The following is a 16,350-nucleotide window of genomic DNA, read 5'->3' as shown; positions in this document are numbered from 1 at the left end:
AATAGCCTGACCTTGCTCGGCATGATGCGGCGTGAGCCTGTACCCACTTGTTCTCCCGCAAAGGCGGGAGAACAAGTGGGTAGAAGTGGTGGTGAACGCTATGAAGACGGAAGCTGCGGGATCGGGTTTACCGGCGTGCGCCCCTTGCGCAGTTCGAAATGTAGCTCCGGCCGGTCGGCAAAGCCGGAATCGCCCGAGATCGCGATCGTCTGCCCGCGCTTCACCGATTGGCCGCGTTGCACCAGCAGCTTGCTGGCATGGCCGTATACCGTGGTCCACGCATCGCCATGCTTGATGATCACCAACCCGCCTAGTGCTGCGATCTCGTCGCCGGCATAGGCCACCACGCCATCGGCGGCGGCCTTGATCGGCGTATCGAGCGGCACCGCGATCTTGATGCCGTTGATCTTCTCGCCGCTTGCCCCAGGGCCAAACTGGCCGACCACGCGCCCCTGCACCGGCCAGATGAACCCGCCGCGCAGCCGTGCCGGTTCCGCCACCGGCGTGGTCGGGGACAGCACGCGCCGTGGCGACGTGGTCGGCTGGGCGGGGCGCTGCGTCGCCAGGATCGCCGGGCTGCTGCCGGTGACCAGATCGTCGACATCGAGCTTGAACGCCGCCGCACGCTCCTCCAGCCGGGTCCGGCCCGGCGTGACGCCCGGGATCAGCACGCGCATGCCGACACGCAGGACATAGGGTTCGGCCAAATCGTTGGCGGTGACGATGCGCGACCAATCGATGCCGTAGGCGCGCGAGATGGCGATCCCGGTCTCGCCGGAGCGCACCAGGTGATAGCGGCCGCCCGGTATCTCCAGCCGCTGACCAACGCGGATCGTGAACGGCGGCACCAGGCCGTTGGCGCGCGCGACCGCTTCCGATCCGGCGCCGGTACGATCGGCGACCGCGCGCAGCGTGTCGCCCGGTCGCACGACATAGCTGCTCGCCTCGATCGTCTGCGCATCGGCGGTCACCGGCCGCGCCTGCCAGGCGGGCGGGGGGCTCGGCAGCGTCTGCACCTCGTCGGAGCCGCTGTCGGTCGGTGCCCGGACGGGCTGGGGACGATCGTAGGATGGGCTTGGGGCAGGGCGCTCGCCGCCGCCGGGAATGCACCCCGCCAGAAGCGGCAGGGCGGCCAACGCGATCCTCATGTCAGTTCCCCTCCCGTTACGGCTCAGTGATAGGCCGCCGCGAGCATATCGACCGATTCGTAATGTGTCAGGTCGAGATGCAGCGGCGTGACCGCGACATAGCCGTCGGCCACCGCCTCCAGATCGGTCGCGTGCGCCGGAGTGGAGATGACCGGCCCGAGCGAGAACCAGTGATATTCATAGCCGCGCGGATCGCGCCGCGTATCCACCTTCAGCCGCCCGTAATCGCGCAGGCCCTGGTTGGCGATGCGGATCCCCTTCACCGCATCGGCCGGCCCGGCGGGGAAATTGATGTTGACCAACGTGCGTGCCGCGAGCGGCGCATCGATCAGCGGGCGCAGCACGCGCTGCCCCCACGCGCTTGCCGCCTCGAACGGCACGGTGTCGCCCATGCCTTCGCGCGCATAGACCTGGCTGAGCGCGATCGACCGGACCCCGGCCAGCGCCCCCTCCATCGCCGCCGAGACGGTGCCCGAATAGGTCACGTCCTCGGCCAGGTTCGCGCCGCGGTTCACGCCCGACAGGATCAGGTCTGGCGGCGTATCCTTCATGATCCGCGCCAGCGCCATCATCACCGCATCGGTCGGCGTGCCGGCGACGGCGTAGCGCTTCTCGCCATGCTGTCGCACGCGGATGGGCCGGCTGAGCGTCAGCGAATGGCCCGCGCCCGATTGCTCCTCGGCGGGTGCGACGACCCAGATGTCGTCGGAGAAAGCGGCGGCGATCTCCTCCAATACCTCGAGGCCGGGGGCGTGATAGCCATCGTCGTTGGTGATCAGGATGCGCATTATACCGGCTCCAGCCGGTTCAGCCCCTTGAGATACGGCTGCAGCACCTCCGGTACCGCCACCGACCCGTCTTCCTGCTGGTAATTCTCCAGGACCGCCACCAGCGTCCGCCCGACCGCCAGCGCCGAGCCGTTCAGCGTGTGCACGAAGCGCGTCTGCTTCTCCCCCTCGGGGCGATAACGCGCGTTCATCCGCCGCGCCTGGAAATCGGTGCAGGTCGAGCAGCTGGATATCTCGCGGTAGCGGCCCTGGCCGGGTAGCCAGACTTCGAGATCGTAGGTCCGTGCCGCGGTGAAGCCCATGTCGCCGGTGCAGAGCTTCATGCGGCGGAACGGCATGCCGAGCGCATCGAGCAGCCCCTCGGCACATGCGGTCATGCGCTCGTGCTCAGCTTCGGAAGTATCGGGCGTCACGATCGAGACCATCTCGACCTTTTCGAACTGGTGCTGTCGGATCAGCCCGCGAGTGTCGCGGCCCGCCGCACCGGCTTCGGATCGAAAGCAGGGGGTGAGCGCGGTGAAGCGCAGCGGCAATTCCTTGTCGCTCAGGATCTTGCCCGCCACGATGTTGGTCAGGCTGACCTCGGCGGTCGGGATCAGCCAGTGATCCTCGCCTGCCTTGAACAAATCCTCGGCGAATTTGGGCATCTGTCCGGTGCCGTACAGCGCATCGTACTTGACCAACAGCGGGGGCGCGCATTCCTCATAGCCATGGCTGGAGGTCAGCGTGTCGAGCATGAACTGCCCGAGTGCGCGGTGTAGCTTGGCGGCGCTGCCGCGGACCAAGGTGAAGCGCGCGCCGGACATCGCCGCACCGGTCTCGAAATCCAGGCCCAGCGCAGGACCGATATCGTCGTGCAGCTTCGGCTCGAACGCGAAGCTGCGCGGCACACCGCGTTCGTGCACCAGCTGATTGTCGTCCTCGTCGGCGCCTTCCGGCACGTCGGCCAGCGGCAGGTTGGGAATGCCGGCGAGCAGATCGTCTAACTCGCCGTCCATTGCCACGAAGCCGAGCGCTTCGTCCTTCAACGCCTGCACGCGTGCGAGCAATTGCTCGGCCAGCACATCGTCCTTCTTGCCCTTGGCCTGGCCGATCTGCTTGGCCAGCGCGTTGCGTTCTGCGACGTTGGTCTGCTCGGCGGTGAGTTGCTCGCGCCGGACGCGGTCGATCTCGAGCAGCTTGTCGGCGAGCGGCGACAGGCCGCGCTTGGCCAAGGCGGCATCGAAGGCGGCGGGGTTTTCGCGGATCAGCTTGATGTCGTGCATGGCCGGCAGGCTATGCCGCCGCCGCTACCCCTGCGCAACCCAAGCCGCTCACGGGGCGTTACACTTGCCCTGAATCAATCAACAAGGAGTATCCCATGCAGGTTCCGCACAATGCCGTCGTCGTCGTCACCGATGGGCGCAAGATGCTGTTCCTGCGCAACGAAGGTGATGAGACGTACCTTAATCTCGTCGGCGAACGCGCGGTCGAGCAGAACAATCCCAGCGACGGCGACCAGAAGACCGATCTCGCCGGTCGTGCTTCGTCCAGCGTCGGCGGTGGGCAGAATTCGATGGGCGAGGTCGACTTTCACCAGCAGGAGGAGGATCGCTTCGCTGCCGAGACGGCCGACCTGCTGAAGCGCCGTGCGATGAAGAATGATTTCACGTCGCTGTTCATCGTCGCACCGCCGCGGACGCTGGGTGAGTTGCGCAAGCATTACCACAAGGAAGTCAGCGATCGCCTGTCGGGGGAACTCGACAAGGACCTGACTGGCCACCCGATCGACCAGATCGAAAAGCTGCTGCTCGCCGCCTGACGCGAGCCACTTGCTCACAGCGGCAAGGAATAGGGGCCGACAGAAAAGGGCTCCCGCCTCGCAGCGGGAGCCCTTTTCTGTAAGCTAAGCTGCCAGCTTAGACAGCGACGACCGTCTTCTTGGCGAAGCGCTTGCGCGCGACCAATGCCGCTGCGGCGGCACCGAACAGCAACACCATCGGCGGGGCAGGGACCGGCGCTGGGCCACCCGACGAGGTGCCGTGGCCGCCGCCGCTGCTGTGCCCGCCGCTGCTCCAGCCGCCGTTCGAACTCCAGCCGCCGCCGCTGCTCCAGCCCTTGCTCGACGACCCGTTGTTGTTGTGATTGTGGTTGTCGTTGTTGTTATGATTGTCATTATCGTTGTGATTGTTATTGTCGTTGTGATTATTATTATTGTTGTTGTTTTCGTTATTGTTGTGGTTGTTGTTATTGTTGTTGTTGGTCTGATCCTGGTTTTGGTTCTGACCTTGGTTCTGGTTCTGCTCGTTCTTGTTGTCGATATCCACGTCGACGTTGCCGCCGCTGGACGAAGAGCTGCTGCTCGACGTCGACGAGACGACGATCCCGCCGCCCCCGCCACCGCCGCCGCCGCCAAACGAGCCGCCGGCAAAGAAACCTCCGCCGCCGCCAAAGCCCCCGCCGCCGCCGCCGATCACTGCCGCCCCGCCACCGCCACCGCCCGAGATTACGGGCATTTCACCCTGGGCCAATGCAACCGGGGGCAGCGGGATCGGCGCGCCCTGGCTGGTCACCGTCACAGTCGCAGGAGCGCAGGCGACCCGCGTCTGGGTAACGACCCGGCGGATGCGGCTCACCGGCCGCTTGACGGTCGCCACCTTGCGTACGACGCGCTTCGTCTGGTGCTTGGTGTAGATCTGGCGCGTCCGCGCGCCCTCGGCGACATGCACCGCACCACCACCGATCAATGCGCCACCACAGGCGCAAGCGCATAATTTCGCCAAGGCCATCCGCACCGACATGATGTTACTCTTTCGCTACTGGCAGTGTCTGCCAGACCCCAATCCGAAAACGGCCGGTCGCCGCTCTTGCCCCAAAGTGCCTGACAAAGGCTTAAGTGCAAGCTTCTTAACCAAGAATGCGGCTCTTAGCGGAGCAATTCTCCTCCGTGCAGGCAGTCCTTTATGATTAACGTATCATCGCGGCACGGAATGCGGCGCTGTTACTGTCGCCAGGTGCAGCAGTCTGCAGAAACTCTCCCCAATCATCGCCTGCGAGTCGCGGTGGGATGGCCGTGTGAGGTCGCTTGTGGAGCGACGGCGTCGCTAGTATAGGCGCGCTCATCAGGGGTAGGCAGGAACGGTCGAGACAGGGGCAACAAAGCGCCGCGGGCCGTCTGGGGAGAGTGACATGGCAACGGTCTTGAATCGATTGAATGACTCCGAAAAACCGAACATGCCGACAGAGGCGAGCGCGGACGGGTATCGCCCGTCCTCCGACGAAGAGTTCATGAACCCGAAGCAGCAGGAATATTTCCGCGGCAAGCTGCAAGCCTGGAAGGATGGGATCCTGAAGGAAGCCGCGGGCACCTTGTCGCAACTACAGGTCGATTCGTTGCGCGAAGCCGATCTGACGGATCGCGCGTCGAGCGAGACCGATTGGTCGATCGAACTTCGCACGCGCGATCGGCAACGCAAGCTCATCTCCAAGATCGAGGCAGCGATGCGCCGCATCGACGAGGGAGAATATGGCTATTGCGAAGTGACCGGCGAACCGATCAGCCTGGCGCGGCTGGAAGCACGACCGATCGCGACGATGACCGTTGAGGCGCAGGAGCGACATGAGCGCAACGAGAAGGTCTCGCGCGAGGAATGAACGCCTGCCCACCGATCCTTAGGCATTTGATAGCAATTGCCGGGTAGAACGGCCCGAACGGGAGGCGTTTCGAGCATTGTGATGGACCAGATTTCCCACGATCCCTTCGGGCAGGATCCTGCAAGCGGCACGTCGGCGGAGGACGTGGCTTATAACCGCAACGAGTCGCGCGACAGCCTGTTTCTGATGGCGGACTACCGGCTGCAGGGCGCAAGCGAGATACAGCATGTCCGCGTGCGCAACCTCTCCTCGGGCGGGTTGATGGCCGAGATACCGGCGGGGCTGGCACAGGGCGAACTCGTCGAATTCGACGTACGGGGTATCGGCTGGGTCGGTGGGAAGGTCGCCTGGTCGGCGGCAGGTCGGGTCGGCATCGCCTTTGATCGGGTCATTGATCCCATGCTGGCGCGCAAGCCGATCGGCGGCGGAACCCGAAGCCCCGTGCAGTACAGGCCGTCTCTGATCAAGAAGTGAGCGTCATGACTGGCCGGCGGCACCGATACCACAGCTGACGGTTGCGCGAGGGGATATCCCCCCCGCGGCAACGTTTCGCCGGCGATTATTGCGCCGTCATTTCTTCCTTCAACTTCAATTTCTGCTTCTTCAGCGCGGCGAGCAGCGCCGTATCGGGCAGCGGGCGTTGCGCCTCCGCGGCAATCTTCTGGTCGAGGCCGGCATGCTTGGCCTCGAGGGCCGAGTGATGTGCGGTCTGCATTGAAGCAATCCTCCTTCGATTTGTGTAGCGGGGACACAGACAACCACGCACGAGGTTAATTGTCTCCCTGCTTTTATCGGCCAAGCGGCCGAACAGCATTTTTCCGCGGCAGGACGTTTTGCCGTTCGCCGGAATGCGATCCATTTGCTAACGTCCGCCGGTGAGTGGGGGATCGATGGACGAGACGCAGATTGCCAAGCGGCTGGAGGTCCTTCGCACCGAGCATCGTGACCTCGATTCGGCGATCGCCGCGCTGTCCGACAGCGGCTCGACCGATCAATTGCAGCTAGCACGACTCAAGAAACGCAAGCTGCGGCTGCGCGACGAAGTGGCGATGCTGGAAGACCAGCTGGTGCCGGATATCATTGCCTGATCCGATGATCCGCTTTGGGACGCGGAAATACGCCGACAGCGGCACTCTGCGCTGTCGCCGCCTGCTCGATTGTGCCAGTTGATCGCCATGAAGGGGTTCGTCATCGACCAGCGCATCCAGCGCCGCCTGATCGACACTTTGTATGTCGAAGCGATGCTGCTTGCCGACGAAGCACGCGGCTATTTCGATCAACACGGCAGGGCTGAGCGCGACGCGTTGAGCCCGCTGGAACGTGTCTCCTTCTCTTGCGAGTCGCTGAAGGTCACGACGAGGTTGATGCACATAATCGCCTGGCTGCTGACCCAGCGCGCGGTGGATGCCGGCGAGTTGAACCGGCGCGATGCGATCGACCCGTCACGGCGCCTTGGGCCGGCGCCGATCAGCGATGCTGCTGGCATGCTTGCCATGCCACAGGTGGCACAGGCGCTGATTGCGGCTAGTACGGACCTGTACCGCCGCGTCGCGTTGTTGGATGCGTCGCAAGTCGGAAAGGTGCAGTCGCACAGCCCTGCGCGCCTGCTCCACGATCGCCTTGCGATAGCGTTCTAAGCGCCGCCAAAGCTCCTTTTCGGCTTATAGTGCCAGTCGTGACCGCGCGGCACGATATTCCCGCTCGATGCGATCCACCCGCGCGGTGACGGGTTCTACCTCGGTCACTGCGCCGATGCCCTGGCCCGATCCCCAGATATCCTTCCAGGCCTTGGCCTTGCTGCCGCCGCCATCGTTGCCGCCGCCGAAGTTCATCGTCTTCAGATCGCCTTCCGGCAGGTTGTCGGGGTCCATGCCCGCCGCGACGATCGATGCGCGCAGGTAATTGCCGTGCACGCCGGTGAACAGGTTGGAATAGACGATGTCGGCCGCTTTGCCGGCGACGATGCCGTCCTTGTACGCCTGATCGGCATTGGCTTCGTTGGTCGCGATGAACGGCGAGCCGATATAAGCGAGGTCTGCCCCCATCGCGAGCGCGGCCAGCACCGCATCGCCGGTGGCGATCGACCCCGACAAGGCCAGTGGGCCAGCGAACCATTGCCGGATTTCCTGGATCAAGGCGAAGGGCGACAGGCGCCCGGCGTGCCCACCGGCGCCTGCGGCAACGGCGATCAGGCCATCGGCGCCCTTTTCGATCGCCTTGCGGGCAAATCGATCGTCGATGATGTCGTGCAGCGTGATGCCGCCCCAGCCATGCACCGCGGTGTTCAGATCCTCGCGCGCGCCGAGCGACGTGATCACGATCGGCACCTGCCACTTGGCGCAGGTCGCAAGATCGGCCTCGAGCCGCTCGTTCGATTTGTGCACGATCTGATTGACCGCAAACGGCGCCGCCGGGCGTTCCGGATGGTCGCGGTTCCACGCCGACAGTTCCTCGGTGATGCGATGCAGCCATTCGTCGAGCTGTGCCTGGGGGCGGGCGTTCAGCGCCGGGAACGAGCCGACGATCCCTGCCTTGCACTGCGCGATGACCAGATCGGGCCCGGAGATGATGAACAGCGGCGAGCCGACGATCGGCAGCCGCAGATTTTTCAGGATTGGGGGAAGGCTCATAGGTCCCGTTTCATAGCGCAACCGATATCGGTGTCCAGATAGCCGGCGGCCGCCGATCCCCGAGACGAAGCCCTAGTCAACGCGCTTGAGCCCAGTCGCGTAGGCGCGCGCGTTCTGGACATAATGCGATGCTGACACGCGCAGCATCGCTTGTGCGGTATTGTCTAACTGGCGGACCGCTCGCGCCGGGCTGCCGATGATGAGGCTGCCGGGCGGGAACGTCTTCCCTTCGGTGACCAATGCCCCGGCGCCGACGATGCTGCCTACCGGGATCACGGCGTGATTGAGGATGATGGCGCCCATGCCGATCAGCACCCGATCCTGGATGGTGCAGCCGTGCAGGATGGCATGATGGCCAATGGTGCAATCCGCGCCGATCGTCAGCGGCGCGCCGGGATCGGAATGGCACATCGCGCCTTCCTGGATATTGCTGCGGGCGCCGACGAGCATCGGCGTGTTGTCGCCGCGAATGACCGCGCCGAACCATACGCTGGCATCTTCGGCGAGATGCACGTCGCCGATCAGATCGGCGCTGGGCGCGACCCATGCTCCTGCCGCAAGCTGTGGTCGCTTACCGTCCAGTTCGTATTGTGGCATCCCGCATCCTCTCTGAACCTGCCTAGCATGGATCAAGGTGTAGGAAAGCGCATCCGGCATCGTCGCGGCGATTGATGGAGTGGGATTTTGCCGTCATCGCAGAATCATGACGATCAAACTCGACAGCATGCCGCGCATCGCCGTGATGACCGCCTTCCCGCCGGAATGGGCAGCGCTGGTCGATAGCGTCGCCTCGCCGGAGACATACACCGTCAACGGCCTGACAATCCTGACCGGCACGCTGGCCGGCAAGGCCGTGGTGCTGATGCAAAGCGGCATCTCGATGGTCAATGCGGCGATGAACACGCAATTGCTGATCGACCGGTTCGCCATCGGCAGCATCGTGTTCTCGGGCATTGCCGGCGGGGTGGATCCAGACCTGTCGGTCGGCGATGTGAGCGTGCCGGAGCGGTGGGGGCAGAATTTCGAGGTTGCGGTGGCGCGGGAGACGGCGAGCGGCTTTGCCCCGCCGACGGGCATTCCCGGTGGTACCGATCTGCCCGGCCATGGCGCGCTGTTTCCGCGCGACGTGCTGATCGGCAATGCCGATGATGCGGTGGCGGAGCGGCGCTGGTTCAAGGCCGATCCGGACCTCGTGGCGCTCGCCATCCAGGTCGCCGGGCAGGTGGTGCTCGAGCGGTGCCTTCCGCCTGCGGAGGGCGAGGAGCCGCACTGCCTGGAACATCAACCGCGCGTCATCGTCGGCGGCACTGGCGTCAGCGGTACGGCGTTCGTCGATAATGCCGATTATCGACGCTATCTTGCCGCCGTCTATCAGGCGCGCGTGGTGGACATGGAGAGTGCGGCGGTGGCGCAGGTCGCTTATGCCAATCAGGTGCCGTTCGTCGTGTTCCGCAGCGTATCCGATCTGGCCGGGGGCGACGCCGGGGCGAACCAGATGCTGACCTTCATGGGGCTGGCGGCGAGCAATTCGGCGCATCTGGTGCGTGCCTTCGTGGCGGAGATGCCGGTGCTAGGCGCGTAGCCAGCTGCGTTCGCGAAACCATTTGGTGACGATATATTTCGTGCCTTCGATCACCGGCATGCCCTCGTGCAGCGTGGCGGTGTTGGGGCTGCCATCGGGGTTCATGTTGTTCCAGGCGAGCAGCAGCCCGGGACGGGGCGCGACGCGGATGCCGGCTTGCGGGAACCAGGTGGCGCCGCCTTCCTCCACGTCGTTGAGGAAGATCATCGCGGTCCAGGTGCGCTGACCGCCGGCTTTGACGACTTCCTCGTAATAGCTTTCGCCCTCATGAAAATAATCGTGGTGCGCGCGAAATTGTTGGCCCGGGGCATAACGCTGGCCCTGCATCGTCTCGCCATGGGTCGGGTCGAGACCGAGCAGGGCGGCGATCGCTTCGTCGGTCGGGCGCACGTCGGGTGACCAGCGGTCCATGTCGCAGCTCTCGCTGGTGCGGAACTGGGTGTCGGGCGACTGCGACAACAAGGTCGACGGACGACGATTGGTGTCGATCAGCTTGATCAAGGCGGCGCATTGCGCGGGGCTCAGGAAATCGAGGTGATAATAGATCTGCGCCGCCTCGACATTGGCATGCGTGACCTTCGGGTTCGCCTCCAGCCGTCGGGAAACGGTCTCCCCGGCTAGGCGGCGGGCGGGGGAGGGCGATCCGGCTTTTCGTTGCATGTGCATGGCTCAGGCAATGTGGCGGCGGAGCACCAAAAGGCAAGCCCGCCGGACGTGTGCCGGCGGGCTTCCAACTCAACGGCTTACCAGAAGATGTCGTAGACCGTGTCGACCACCTCGCCGCTGTCGATATCGACCAGCAGCGCATCGTTGTAATAGCGCACCCAGCGATACGGGCCGTACGCCTCCGGCAGGCCATAAGTGTCCACGTCGTCGATCCAGTAACTCTGGTTGAACAGGATCGTGCTCAGCGTGAAGCCGATGTTGAAGCGCCGATAGCCATAATCCCACCCCGACGGCGCATAGTAACGCGGCAGATGGTAGGCGTTGCGGTTATACTGCCGGCGCTGGTTCCAGTCGTAGCGGTTGTCCTGCCGCCAGTTGCGGTTCCAATTGCCGCGATTGTCGCCGCGGATGCGATCATTGCCGCGCCAGTCGCCGCCACGGATCTGATTGCCGTTGCGATAGTCGTTGCGGCCGGCATTGCCCCAAGAGCCGCGATCGTTGCCGCCATTGCCGCGCCAGTCGCGACCGCCCTGGCGGCCGCCGCGGCCATCCTGGTTGCCACGGGTCACGCCGACCGAACTGCCATTGGGAAAGCGCACGCGATCGCTGCGTGTCGCATCGGGCGCAAGGCCGGGGCGGTTGGGGCGATTGCCATCAAAGCGGCCGCGATCGCCGCGGGGCTGGCCGGCGTTGAACTGCGATTGTTGGACGGGCCGGACCGACTGAGGCTGGCCCACGGCGATGCCGCCATTGCCCCGCCACTGGCCGCCATTATTGCCGCGCCACTGCCCGCGATCGGCACGCGGCTGCTGTGCCTGAGGGCGGCTCTCGAAGCGCGGCGCGGGTGCGGCCTGCTGGGCCGGCGCCGGCTGGGCAGGAGCGGATTGGGCAGGGGCGGGCCGGCCTGTCTGGCGACCCTCGCCACGCTGGCCGAAATTGCCGTTGCGTTCGCCGCGCTGCGCAAAGGCGGCGGTCGGGATCAGGGCGGTTGCGGCCATCAATACCGCCACGATGGATTTGCGCATTGCAGTTCCTTCATCACACCGGGGCAGAAGCCCTGGTCTATGCTGCCCATCTGCACCCCCGGCGCTGACGCGATGCTGAACTCAGGTGTCAGCGTTGCGAAAGGAACGCCGGCCCGATCAGCGGCCGTCGGGTACCGGCGGGGTCAGCGCGGGCACGCGGCGGGCGGCGTCGCCGGGATCGATGCCGGGCGGCGCACCGGTCGAGACCGTCTCGTCGCCCCGCTGCACCCGCGCGGCGGTGAGCAGTGCATCGAGGATGCGCGGATAGACGCCGCAGCGGCACAGATTGGTGATCGCCTCGCGGATGTCCGCTTCGGTCGGATTGCGGTTGTGCTTGAGCAGGATCGCCGCGTTCATGATCATGCCGGGGATGCAGAAGCCGCATTGCGGCACGTTGGCGGCGATCATGGCAAGCTGCACCGGATGATCGCGTTCGCGCGACAGCCCCTCGATCGTGGTGACGAAGCTGCCCTCGATCGCGCTGATCGGTGTCTGGCACGACAGCACCGCGCGGCCATCGACATCGACGGTGCAGGCGCCGCACTGGCCGTTGCCGCAGCCATATTTGGTACCGGTGAGATTGGACGCGTCCCGCAACGCCCACAGCAACGGCGTCTGCGGATCCATCCGATATTCGAGTGGCTGATTGTTGACGGTAAAGCTGGTCATCGACGTTCAACCATCTGGTTGAGGGTGGCTGCAGCGCCCATGGTCAACCGAACGGTTGAACGAGAACTGGCCGTTTTCAGCCGATCTTCGGCGCGAATGTTGAGACTGTTGAGGCACGCGCGTGTTTTTCGGCGCGACGGCATTGGCGGCCGTGTCGCGGTTGCGGCGATGGTGGCGTGGCGAGGGCATCGGGCTTGCGGCATTTGTGGTGAGTCTACGCCGGGAGGCGGCTTGTAGGACAGCGGAAACACGTCGGCGCGGGCCTGCCGTGTCGCTGCGCCTGCTTTTATGATAGAGCGAGGCAACCTTGGATTAATCCTCTCCCGTCCGTTCGTGTCGAGCGAAGTCGAGACACTTGCACTCGGCTCGGTGTCTCGACTTCGCTCGACACGAACGGGGGAGAGTTAACGTTAGCCATCATGCTCCGGGCTTGGGCATGCCATCGCGATCGGAACACGATGATTTCAGCTTCTACCGCAAAGAGAGCCACATGATGGTCGCCGCCAACCTGCGGCTGGTAGCCGCCTGGGCCACTGCCTTGGTGTCGCTCGTCGCCGGCGCGTCGATCGCCTATCTGCCGGCGGCGGCGGCGATCCCATGTTTCCTGTGGCTGCTGGGCGTCATCATCTGGGCGGCGTTCGGCGTGGTGCACGAGGCGGAGGAGCTGGCCGAGCGGCTGGGCGAACCGCGCGGCACACTGGTGCTGACGCTGTCGATCGTGATCATCGAGGTGGCGCTGATCTCGGCGGTGATGCTGGGATCGGAAAGCGTGCCGACGCTGGGGCGCGATACGATGTACGCCGTGCTGATGATCGTGCTGAACGGCGTGGTCGGGCTGGGGCTGCTGGTCGGGGGCCTCAAATACCACCAGCAGAGCTACAACCTGCAGGCGGCAGGATCGTATCTGGCGATCATCATTCCGCTGGCGGTGATCGCGCTGGTCTTGCCGAGCTACACCACCAGCACCAGCGCGGGGACGCTGTCGGTGTACCAGTCGCTGTTCTTCTCGCTGTTCACGGTGGCGCTGTACGGCATGTTCCTGTGGTTGCAGACCGGGCGGCATCGCGGCTTCTTCGCGCCGGTCGGCGGGGCGGAGGCGACGGCGGACGCGGATAGCGGCCGGGCGTTGCCGCACCATGGGATTGCCGAAGGATCGACCGGGCGGCACGTCGTGCTGCTGCTCGCCAACATCCTGCCGATCGTGATCCTGTCCAAGGGCTTGGCCAAGTTGCTCGACCGCGGCATTGCCGAGTTCGACGCGCCGCCGGCGCTGGGCGGGATCATCATCGCGATGATCGTGTTCACGCCGGAGGCAATCTCGGCGCTGAAGGCGGTGGCGGTGAACCAGCTGACGCGCGCCATCAACCTGTGCCTGGGGGCGGCGGCATCCACGCTGGGGCTGACCGTGCCGGCCGTTTTGCTGATCGGCTTGTGGACCGGGCAGCCGGTGGTCCTGGGCCTGTCGGCGACGAACATCGTGCTGCTGGCGGTGACGCTGATCCTCAACACGCTGACTTTCTCGGGCACGCGCACGACGATGCTGGAGGGGGCGGTACACCTGACCATGTTCCTGGTGTTCCTGGTGCTGGTTTTCAGTCCCTGAGGGGGCGGTGACCTTATCCGGGGCGGTTACATGTACCTGCCGCCTGGTCCCCGGCCTGCGCTGGGGCGCCGTTAGGCGGGTTGCGGGGAGGCGCCACCAATTGCGGGCAGGGTAGCGGAGACTTGCTGCATGAGCTGCTTCAACCGCTCGTACATGAAGTCCGCCACCGCGCGGACACGGGGGGCGTGGCGGACGCGTTCGTGCGTCAGTACCCATAGGTTGATCGCGTGTTCCGTCATCGGCGGCAGGCAGCGGATGAGATCGGGATCGCTTTCGCCGATCAACTGCGGCAGCACCGCGAGACCGGCGCCGGCGCGGACCGCGGACAGCAGGCCGGTTGGCGAACTGTGCCGGACGGTGACCGCGGCATCCAGGCCGTTCGCGCGCAGCCAGGCGTGGTAGGCGGGCCAGACCGTCTCACCGCCGCCGCCGATGATGGCGTGCCCCTGCAGGGCATGGCGGTTGCGTGGCACGCCGTGCTGATCGGCATAAGAGCGGCTGCAATAGAGCGTCCAGGGATCGCCGCCGATGCAGCGGCCGACCAGGCCAGCGCCTTGCGGATCCTTGCTGCCGCGGACGGCGACATCCGCGCTGCCGGTGGCGAGATCGCGCATCTGGTCGGTCGTGTCGAGTTCGAGTTCGATCGCGGGATAGGCGTCGTGCAGATCGCGCAGGATCGGCGCCAGCACGGTGACGGCGTAGAGTTCCGAGGTGGTGAGCCGGACGACGCCGCGGACGTCGCGGCTCTGCGCTGCCGCAGTATCGTCGAACGTCGTTGCCGCGCGCTCGACCTCGATCGCGCGGTCAAGCAGTGCCTCACCGTCCGAGGTGAGCGTGTACCCTGCCTGCCGGCGCTCGAACAACACCAGGCCGAGCGCCTGTTCGAGCGCGGCGATGCGCCGTGCGGCAGTGGTCTGGCTGACCTTGAGCAGGCGCCCGCCGCCCAGCGTGCTGCCGGTGCGCGCGACGGCAAGAAAGGTGCGGAGATCGTCCCAGCAGAACATGGTGGTATCCTGCACTTATGCAGAATGGTTGCGCAACATCGTTGTTCGTCTCGGGCGCGGCGCGGGACTAGATAGGTGCGGCGCGGCGGCATGGATGCCGGTGGCGCTGGAGACCCGACATGCTGACTTCCTTGAACGGAGTCGCGGCCGCCTTGGCCGCGGCGCTCATCGTCACGCCTTTGCCGGTCGCGGCGCAGGCACCGCGCACCGGCACGGCCCTACAGACGCCTGCGCTCGACCGCTGGGCGGTGGAGGCGCAACGCAGCTTGCAGCGCCGACTCACCGACCCGCGGCCGATCGGCAAGCCGAGCGGGCCGGAGGGGGTGGTGGACGTGGCGTTCCGCATCGATGCCGCTGGTCGGCCGGCGCAGGTGGCGGTGTTCCATTCCTCGGGGTCGCGCGCGGTGGATGGCCAGGCGGCCAAGGCCGTGCGGCGGATCCGTACGGCGACGGCGCCGGGCGCGGTCGATCGCACCTATCTGGCGCGCATCTTCTTCGTCGGGGGGGATGGCCGGTTTGACGAGGCGCGGCGGCGGGAGCTGGTGGCGCGCACGGCCGCAGCGCATGGCTGGGCGAAGGCGGATGCGCTGGCGGGGGATCGGCGGGGGACGATGTTGCTGGCGGCGCGACGGTGAACGCCTGGAGGTTCCCCGGCGGAGGTCGGGTCCAGGCGGATAGGTCGTAGTGGTGGGTGTCGCGCGTCATGCATGTTCCGCGACTGGGCCCCGGCCTTCGCCAAGGAGCAGTTTGGGGCTGGCGGCTCGCGCCTGATGCCCAGCTAACCATCGCCCGGAGCAGCTTGCTGCTACCTATTTAGCGCGCGAGCCCAGCCCAGTCAGTCGCGCCAGCTGGTGTCGATCTTGTCGACCTTGCGCACCATGGCGGCGAAATCGGCGGCGCCGGCGCCGCCGGGGACCTGTGCCATGTGCAGGTCGCGCTGGTGGACGGCGACGACCGATTCGTCGACGAGCAGAGGCTTGCCCATGCTCATCGTCGCGATCTGGATCTCGCAGGCGCGTTGCAGCGACCAATGCTTGATGAACGCCTCGGGCAGGGTCTTGCCCATGACGAGGATGCCGTGATTCTTGAGCAGCATCACGCGTTTGGGCCCAAGATTGGCGAGCAGCCGCTCGCCTTCCTCGTCGCGCACGGTGACGCCCTCGAAATCATGGTATGCGATCTGGCCGGCAAAGTTGCAGGCGTAGAAGTTGGTCGGCTGCAGACCGCCCTCGACCGAGCTGACCGCCATGCCGGCGGTGGTATGCGTGTGCATGATGCAATGCGCGTCGGGCAGATGGCGGTGGAACAAGGCGTGCTGGACGAAGCCGGCGCGGTTGACGGGGTAGGGGCTGTCGTCGAGCTTGTTGCCGTCGATGTCGATCTTGACGAGGCTGGAGGCGGTGACTTCGCTGAAGTGCAGGCCGAACGGGTTGATCAGGAAAGCGCCGTCCTCATCGAGCTTCACGGTGATGTGGTTGTAGATCATCTCCGACCAGCCGAGCATGTCGAACACGCGGTAGCAGGCGGCGAGCTCCTGACGCGCGGCCCATTCGGCTTCGCTCATCTGGGCGTTGCGGCGGACGGCGGTGGCCATGATGCTCT

20 protein-coding genes are annotated in these 16,350 nt (G+C 65.5%); 8 read left to right on the top strand and 12 right to left on the bottom strand.

Translation table 11 applies throughout. The annotated features are described in order from the left end of the window. Positions 1 to 98 precede the first annotated feature (98 nt). Genes NV382_RS04905 through serS form a run of 3 tightly spaced genes read right to left on the bottom strand, consistent with a single transcriptional unit; the run spans position 99 to position 3,201 of the window. Positions 99 to 1,148 (bottom strand): peptidoglycan DD-metalloendopeptidase family protein, encoded by a 1,050-nt coding sequence (locus tag NV382_RS04905; RefSeq protein ID WP_260599409.1) that lies wholly within the window; start codon positions 1,146 to 1,148, stop codon positions 99 to 101. A 23-nt stretch (positions 1,149 to 1,171) separates the two neighbouring features. Then, positions 1,172 to 1,936, bottom strand: a complete 765-nt coding sequence (surE, locus tag NV382_RS04900; protein WP_260599408.1) for a 5'/3'-nucleotidase SurE — start codon at positions 1,934 to 1,936, stop codon at positions 1,172 to 1,174. Continuing rightward, the gene (gene serS, locus NV382_RS04895) at positions 1,936 to 3,201 is read right to left on the bottom strand and encodes a serine--tRNA ligase (protein WP_260599407.1); all 1,266 of its coding nucleotides are present in this window, start codon (positions 3,199 to 3,201) and stop codon (positions 1,936 to 1,938) included. The genes surE and serS overlap by 1 nt, the downstream gene beginning before the upstream one ends. Positions 3,202 to 3,296: 95 nt before the next feature. On the opposite strand from serS, the gene NV382_RS04890 reads away from it, so the two are divergent. Beyond that, positions 3,297 to 3,737 carry a host attachment family protein gene (locus NV382_RS04890; protein ID WP_260599406.1) on the top strand — a complete coding sequence of 147 codons (441 nt, stop codon included), beginning with the start codon at positions 3,297 to 3,299 and terminating at the stop codon, positions 3,735 to 3,737. Positions 3,738 to 3,834: 97 nt separating this feature from the next. On the opposite strand, the gene NV382_RS04885 is transcribed toward NV382_RS04890, so the two are convergent. Further along, positions 3,835 to 4,716 (bottom strand): hypothetical protein, encoded by an 882-nt coding sequence (locus NV382_RS04885; protein ID WP_260599405.1) that lies wholly within the window; start codon positions 4,714 to 4,716, stop codon positions 3,835 to 3,837. A 388-nt stretch (positions 4,717 to 5,104) separates the two neighbouring features. On the opposite strand from NV382_RS04885, the gene dksA reads away from it, so the two are divergent. Continuing rightward, positions 5,105 to 5,569 carry an RNA polymerase-binding protein DksA gene (gene dksA, locus NV382_RS04880; RefSeq protein ID WP_260599404.1) on the top strand — a complete coding sequence of 155 codons (465 nt, stop codon included), beginning with the start codon at positions 5,105 to 5,107 and terminating at the stop codon, positions 5,567 to 5,569. 81 nt (positions 5,570 to 5,650) lie between these two features. Beyond that, on the top strand, positions 5,651 to 6,043 hold the full coding sequence (locus NV382_RS04875; RefSeq protein ID WP_260599403.1) for a PilZ domain-containing protein: 393 nt from the start codon (positions 5,651 to 5,653) through the stop codon (positions 6,041 to 6,043). Positions 6,044 to 6,128: 85 nt separating this feature from the next. Here NV382_RS04875 and NV382_RS04870 read toward each other — a convergent pair whose 3' ends face one another. Next, the gene (locus NV382_RS04870) at positions 6,129 to 6,284 is read right to left on the bottom strand and encodes a DUF465 domain-containing protein (RefSeq protein ID WP_260599402.1); all 156 of its coding nucleotides are present in this window, start codon (positions 6,282 to 6,284) and stop codon (positions 6,129 to 6,131) included. 175 nt (positions 6,285 to 6,459) lie between these two features. On the opposite strand from NV382_RS04870, the gene NV382_RS04865 reads away from it, so the two are divergent. Continuing rightward, the gene (locus tag NV382_RS04865) at positions 6,460 to 6,657 is read left to right on the top strand and encodes a YdcH family protein (protein ID WP_260599401.1); all 198 of its coding nucleotides are present in this window, start codon (positions 6,460 to 6,462) and stop codon (positions 6,655 to 6,657) included. An 87-nt stretch (positions 6,658 to 6,744) separates the two neighbouring features. Then, positions 6,745 to 7,206 carry a DUF1465 family protein gene (locus NV382_RS04860; protein WP_260599400.1) on the top strand — a complete coding sequence of 154 codons (462 nt, stop codon included), beginning with the start codon at positions 6,745 to 6,747 and terminating at the stop codon, positions 7,204 to 7,206. A gap of 24 nt (positions 7,207 to 7,230) precedes the next feature. On the opposite strand, the gene NV382_RS04855 is transcribed toward NV382_RS04860, so the two are convergent. Both NV382_RS04855 and NV382_RS04850 read right to left on the bottom strand, forming a co-directional pair. Further along, positions 7,231 to 8,199, bottom strand: a complete 969-nt coding sequence (locus NV382_RS04855; RefSeq protein ID WP_260599399.1) for an NAD(P)H-dependent flavin oxidoreductase — start codon at positions 8,197 to 8,199, stop codon at positions 7,231 to 7,233. Between the two features lie 72 nt (positions 8,200 to 8,271). Then, a complete protein-coding gene (locus tag NV382_RS04850; protein WP_260599398.1) occupies positions 8,272 to 8,796 on the bottom strand; it encodes a gamma carbonic anhydrase family protein in 525 nt (174 codons plus the stop codon). 106 nt (positions 8,797 to 8,902) lie between these two features. On the opposite strand from NV382_RS04850, the gene NV382_RS04845 reads away from it, so the two are divergent. Then, entirely contained in the window at positions 8,903 to 9,781 is an 879-nt protein-coding gene (locus NV382_RS04845; RefSeq protein ID WP_260599397.1) for a 5'-methylthioadenosine/S-adenosylhomocysteine nucleosidase, read from the top strand. Here the strand turns inward: NV382_RS04845 and NV382_RS04840 are convergent. The 3 genes from NV382_RS04840 to NV382_RS04830 all read right to left on the bottom strand — a co-directional run bounded on the left by NV382_RS04840 (position 9,770) and on the right by NV382_RS04830 (position 12,141). Continuing rightward, the gene (locus NV382_RS04840) at positions 9,770 to 10,447 is read right to left on the bottom strand and encodes a prolyl hydroxylase family protein (protein WP_260599396.1); all 678 of its coding nucleotides are present in this window, start codon (positions 10,445 to 10,447) and stop codon (positions 9,770 to 9,772) included. The two genes, NV382_RS04845 and NV382_RS04840, sit on opposite strands and share 12 nt — an antisense overlap. A 77-nt stretch (positions 10,448 to 10,524) precedes the next feature. Continuing rightward, the gene (locus NV382_RS04835; RefSeq protein ID WP_260599395.1) at positions 10,525 to 11,472 is read right to left on the bottom strand and encodes an RcnB family protein; all 948 of its coding nucleotides are present in this window, start codon (positions 11,470 to 11,472) and stop codon (positions 10,525 to 10,527) included. 117 nt (positions 11,473 to 11,589) lie between these two features. Next, a complete protein-coding gene (locus NV382_RS04830) occupies positions 11,590 to 12,141 on the bottom strand; it encodes a (2Fe-2S)-binding protein (protein WP_260599394.1) in 552 nt (183 codons plus the stop codon). 490 nt (positions 12,142 to 12,631) lie between these two features. On the opposite strand from NV382_RS04830, the gene NV382_RS04825 reads away from it, so the two are divergent. Beyond that, on the top strand, positions 12,632 to 13,744 hold the full coding sequence (locus tag NV382_RS04825; RefSeq protein ID WP_260599393.1) for a calcium:cation antiporter: 1,113 nt from the start codon (positions 12,632 to 12,634) through the stop codon (positions 13,742 to 13,744). A gap of 71 nt (positions 13,745 to 13,815) precedes the next feature. Here NV382_RS04825 and NV382_RS04820 read toward each other — a convergent pair whose 3' ends face one another. Beyond that, positions 13,816 to 14,748, bottom strand: coding sequence for a LysR family transcriptional regulator (locus NV382_RS04820; protein ID WP_260599392.1), 933 nt, complete (start codon positions 14,746 to 14,748; stop codon positions 13,816 to 13,818). A 119-nt stretch (positions 14,749 to 14,867) separates the two neighbouring features. Here NV382_RS04820 and NV382_RS04815 point away from each other — a divergent pair, with 119 nt between their 5' ends. Continuing rightward, positions 14,868 to 15,383: a TonB family protein gene (locus NV382_RS04815; protein ID WP_260599391.1), complete on the top strand. Its 516-nt coding sequence runs from the start codon at positions 14,868 to 14,870 to the stop codon at positions 15,381 to 15,383. Between the two features lie 200 nt (positions 15,384 to 15,583). Here the strand turns inward: NV382_RS04815 and NV382_RS04810 are convergent, their stop codons facing one another. After that, positions 15,584 to 16,342, bottom strand: a complete 759-nt coding sequence (locus NV382_RS04810) for a class II aldolase/adducin family protein (protein WP_260599390.1) — start codon at positions 16,340 to 16,342, stop codon at positions 15,584 to 15,586. Positions 16,343 to 16,350 lie beyond the last annotated feature (8 nt).

Origin of the sequence: Sphingomonas endolithica, from assembly GCF_025231525.1 — a bacterium.
In the GTDB taxonomy this organism is placed as follows: domain Bacteria; phylum Pseudomonadota; class Alphaproteobacteria; order Sphingomonadales; family Sphingomonadaceae; genus Sphingomonas; species Sphingomonas endolithica.
This window is presented reverse-complemented; position numbering and strand designations above follow the sequence as displayed.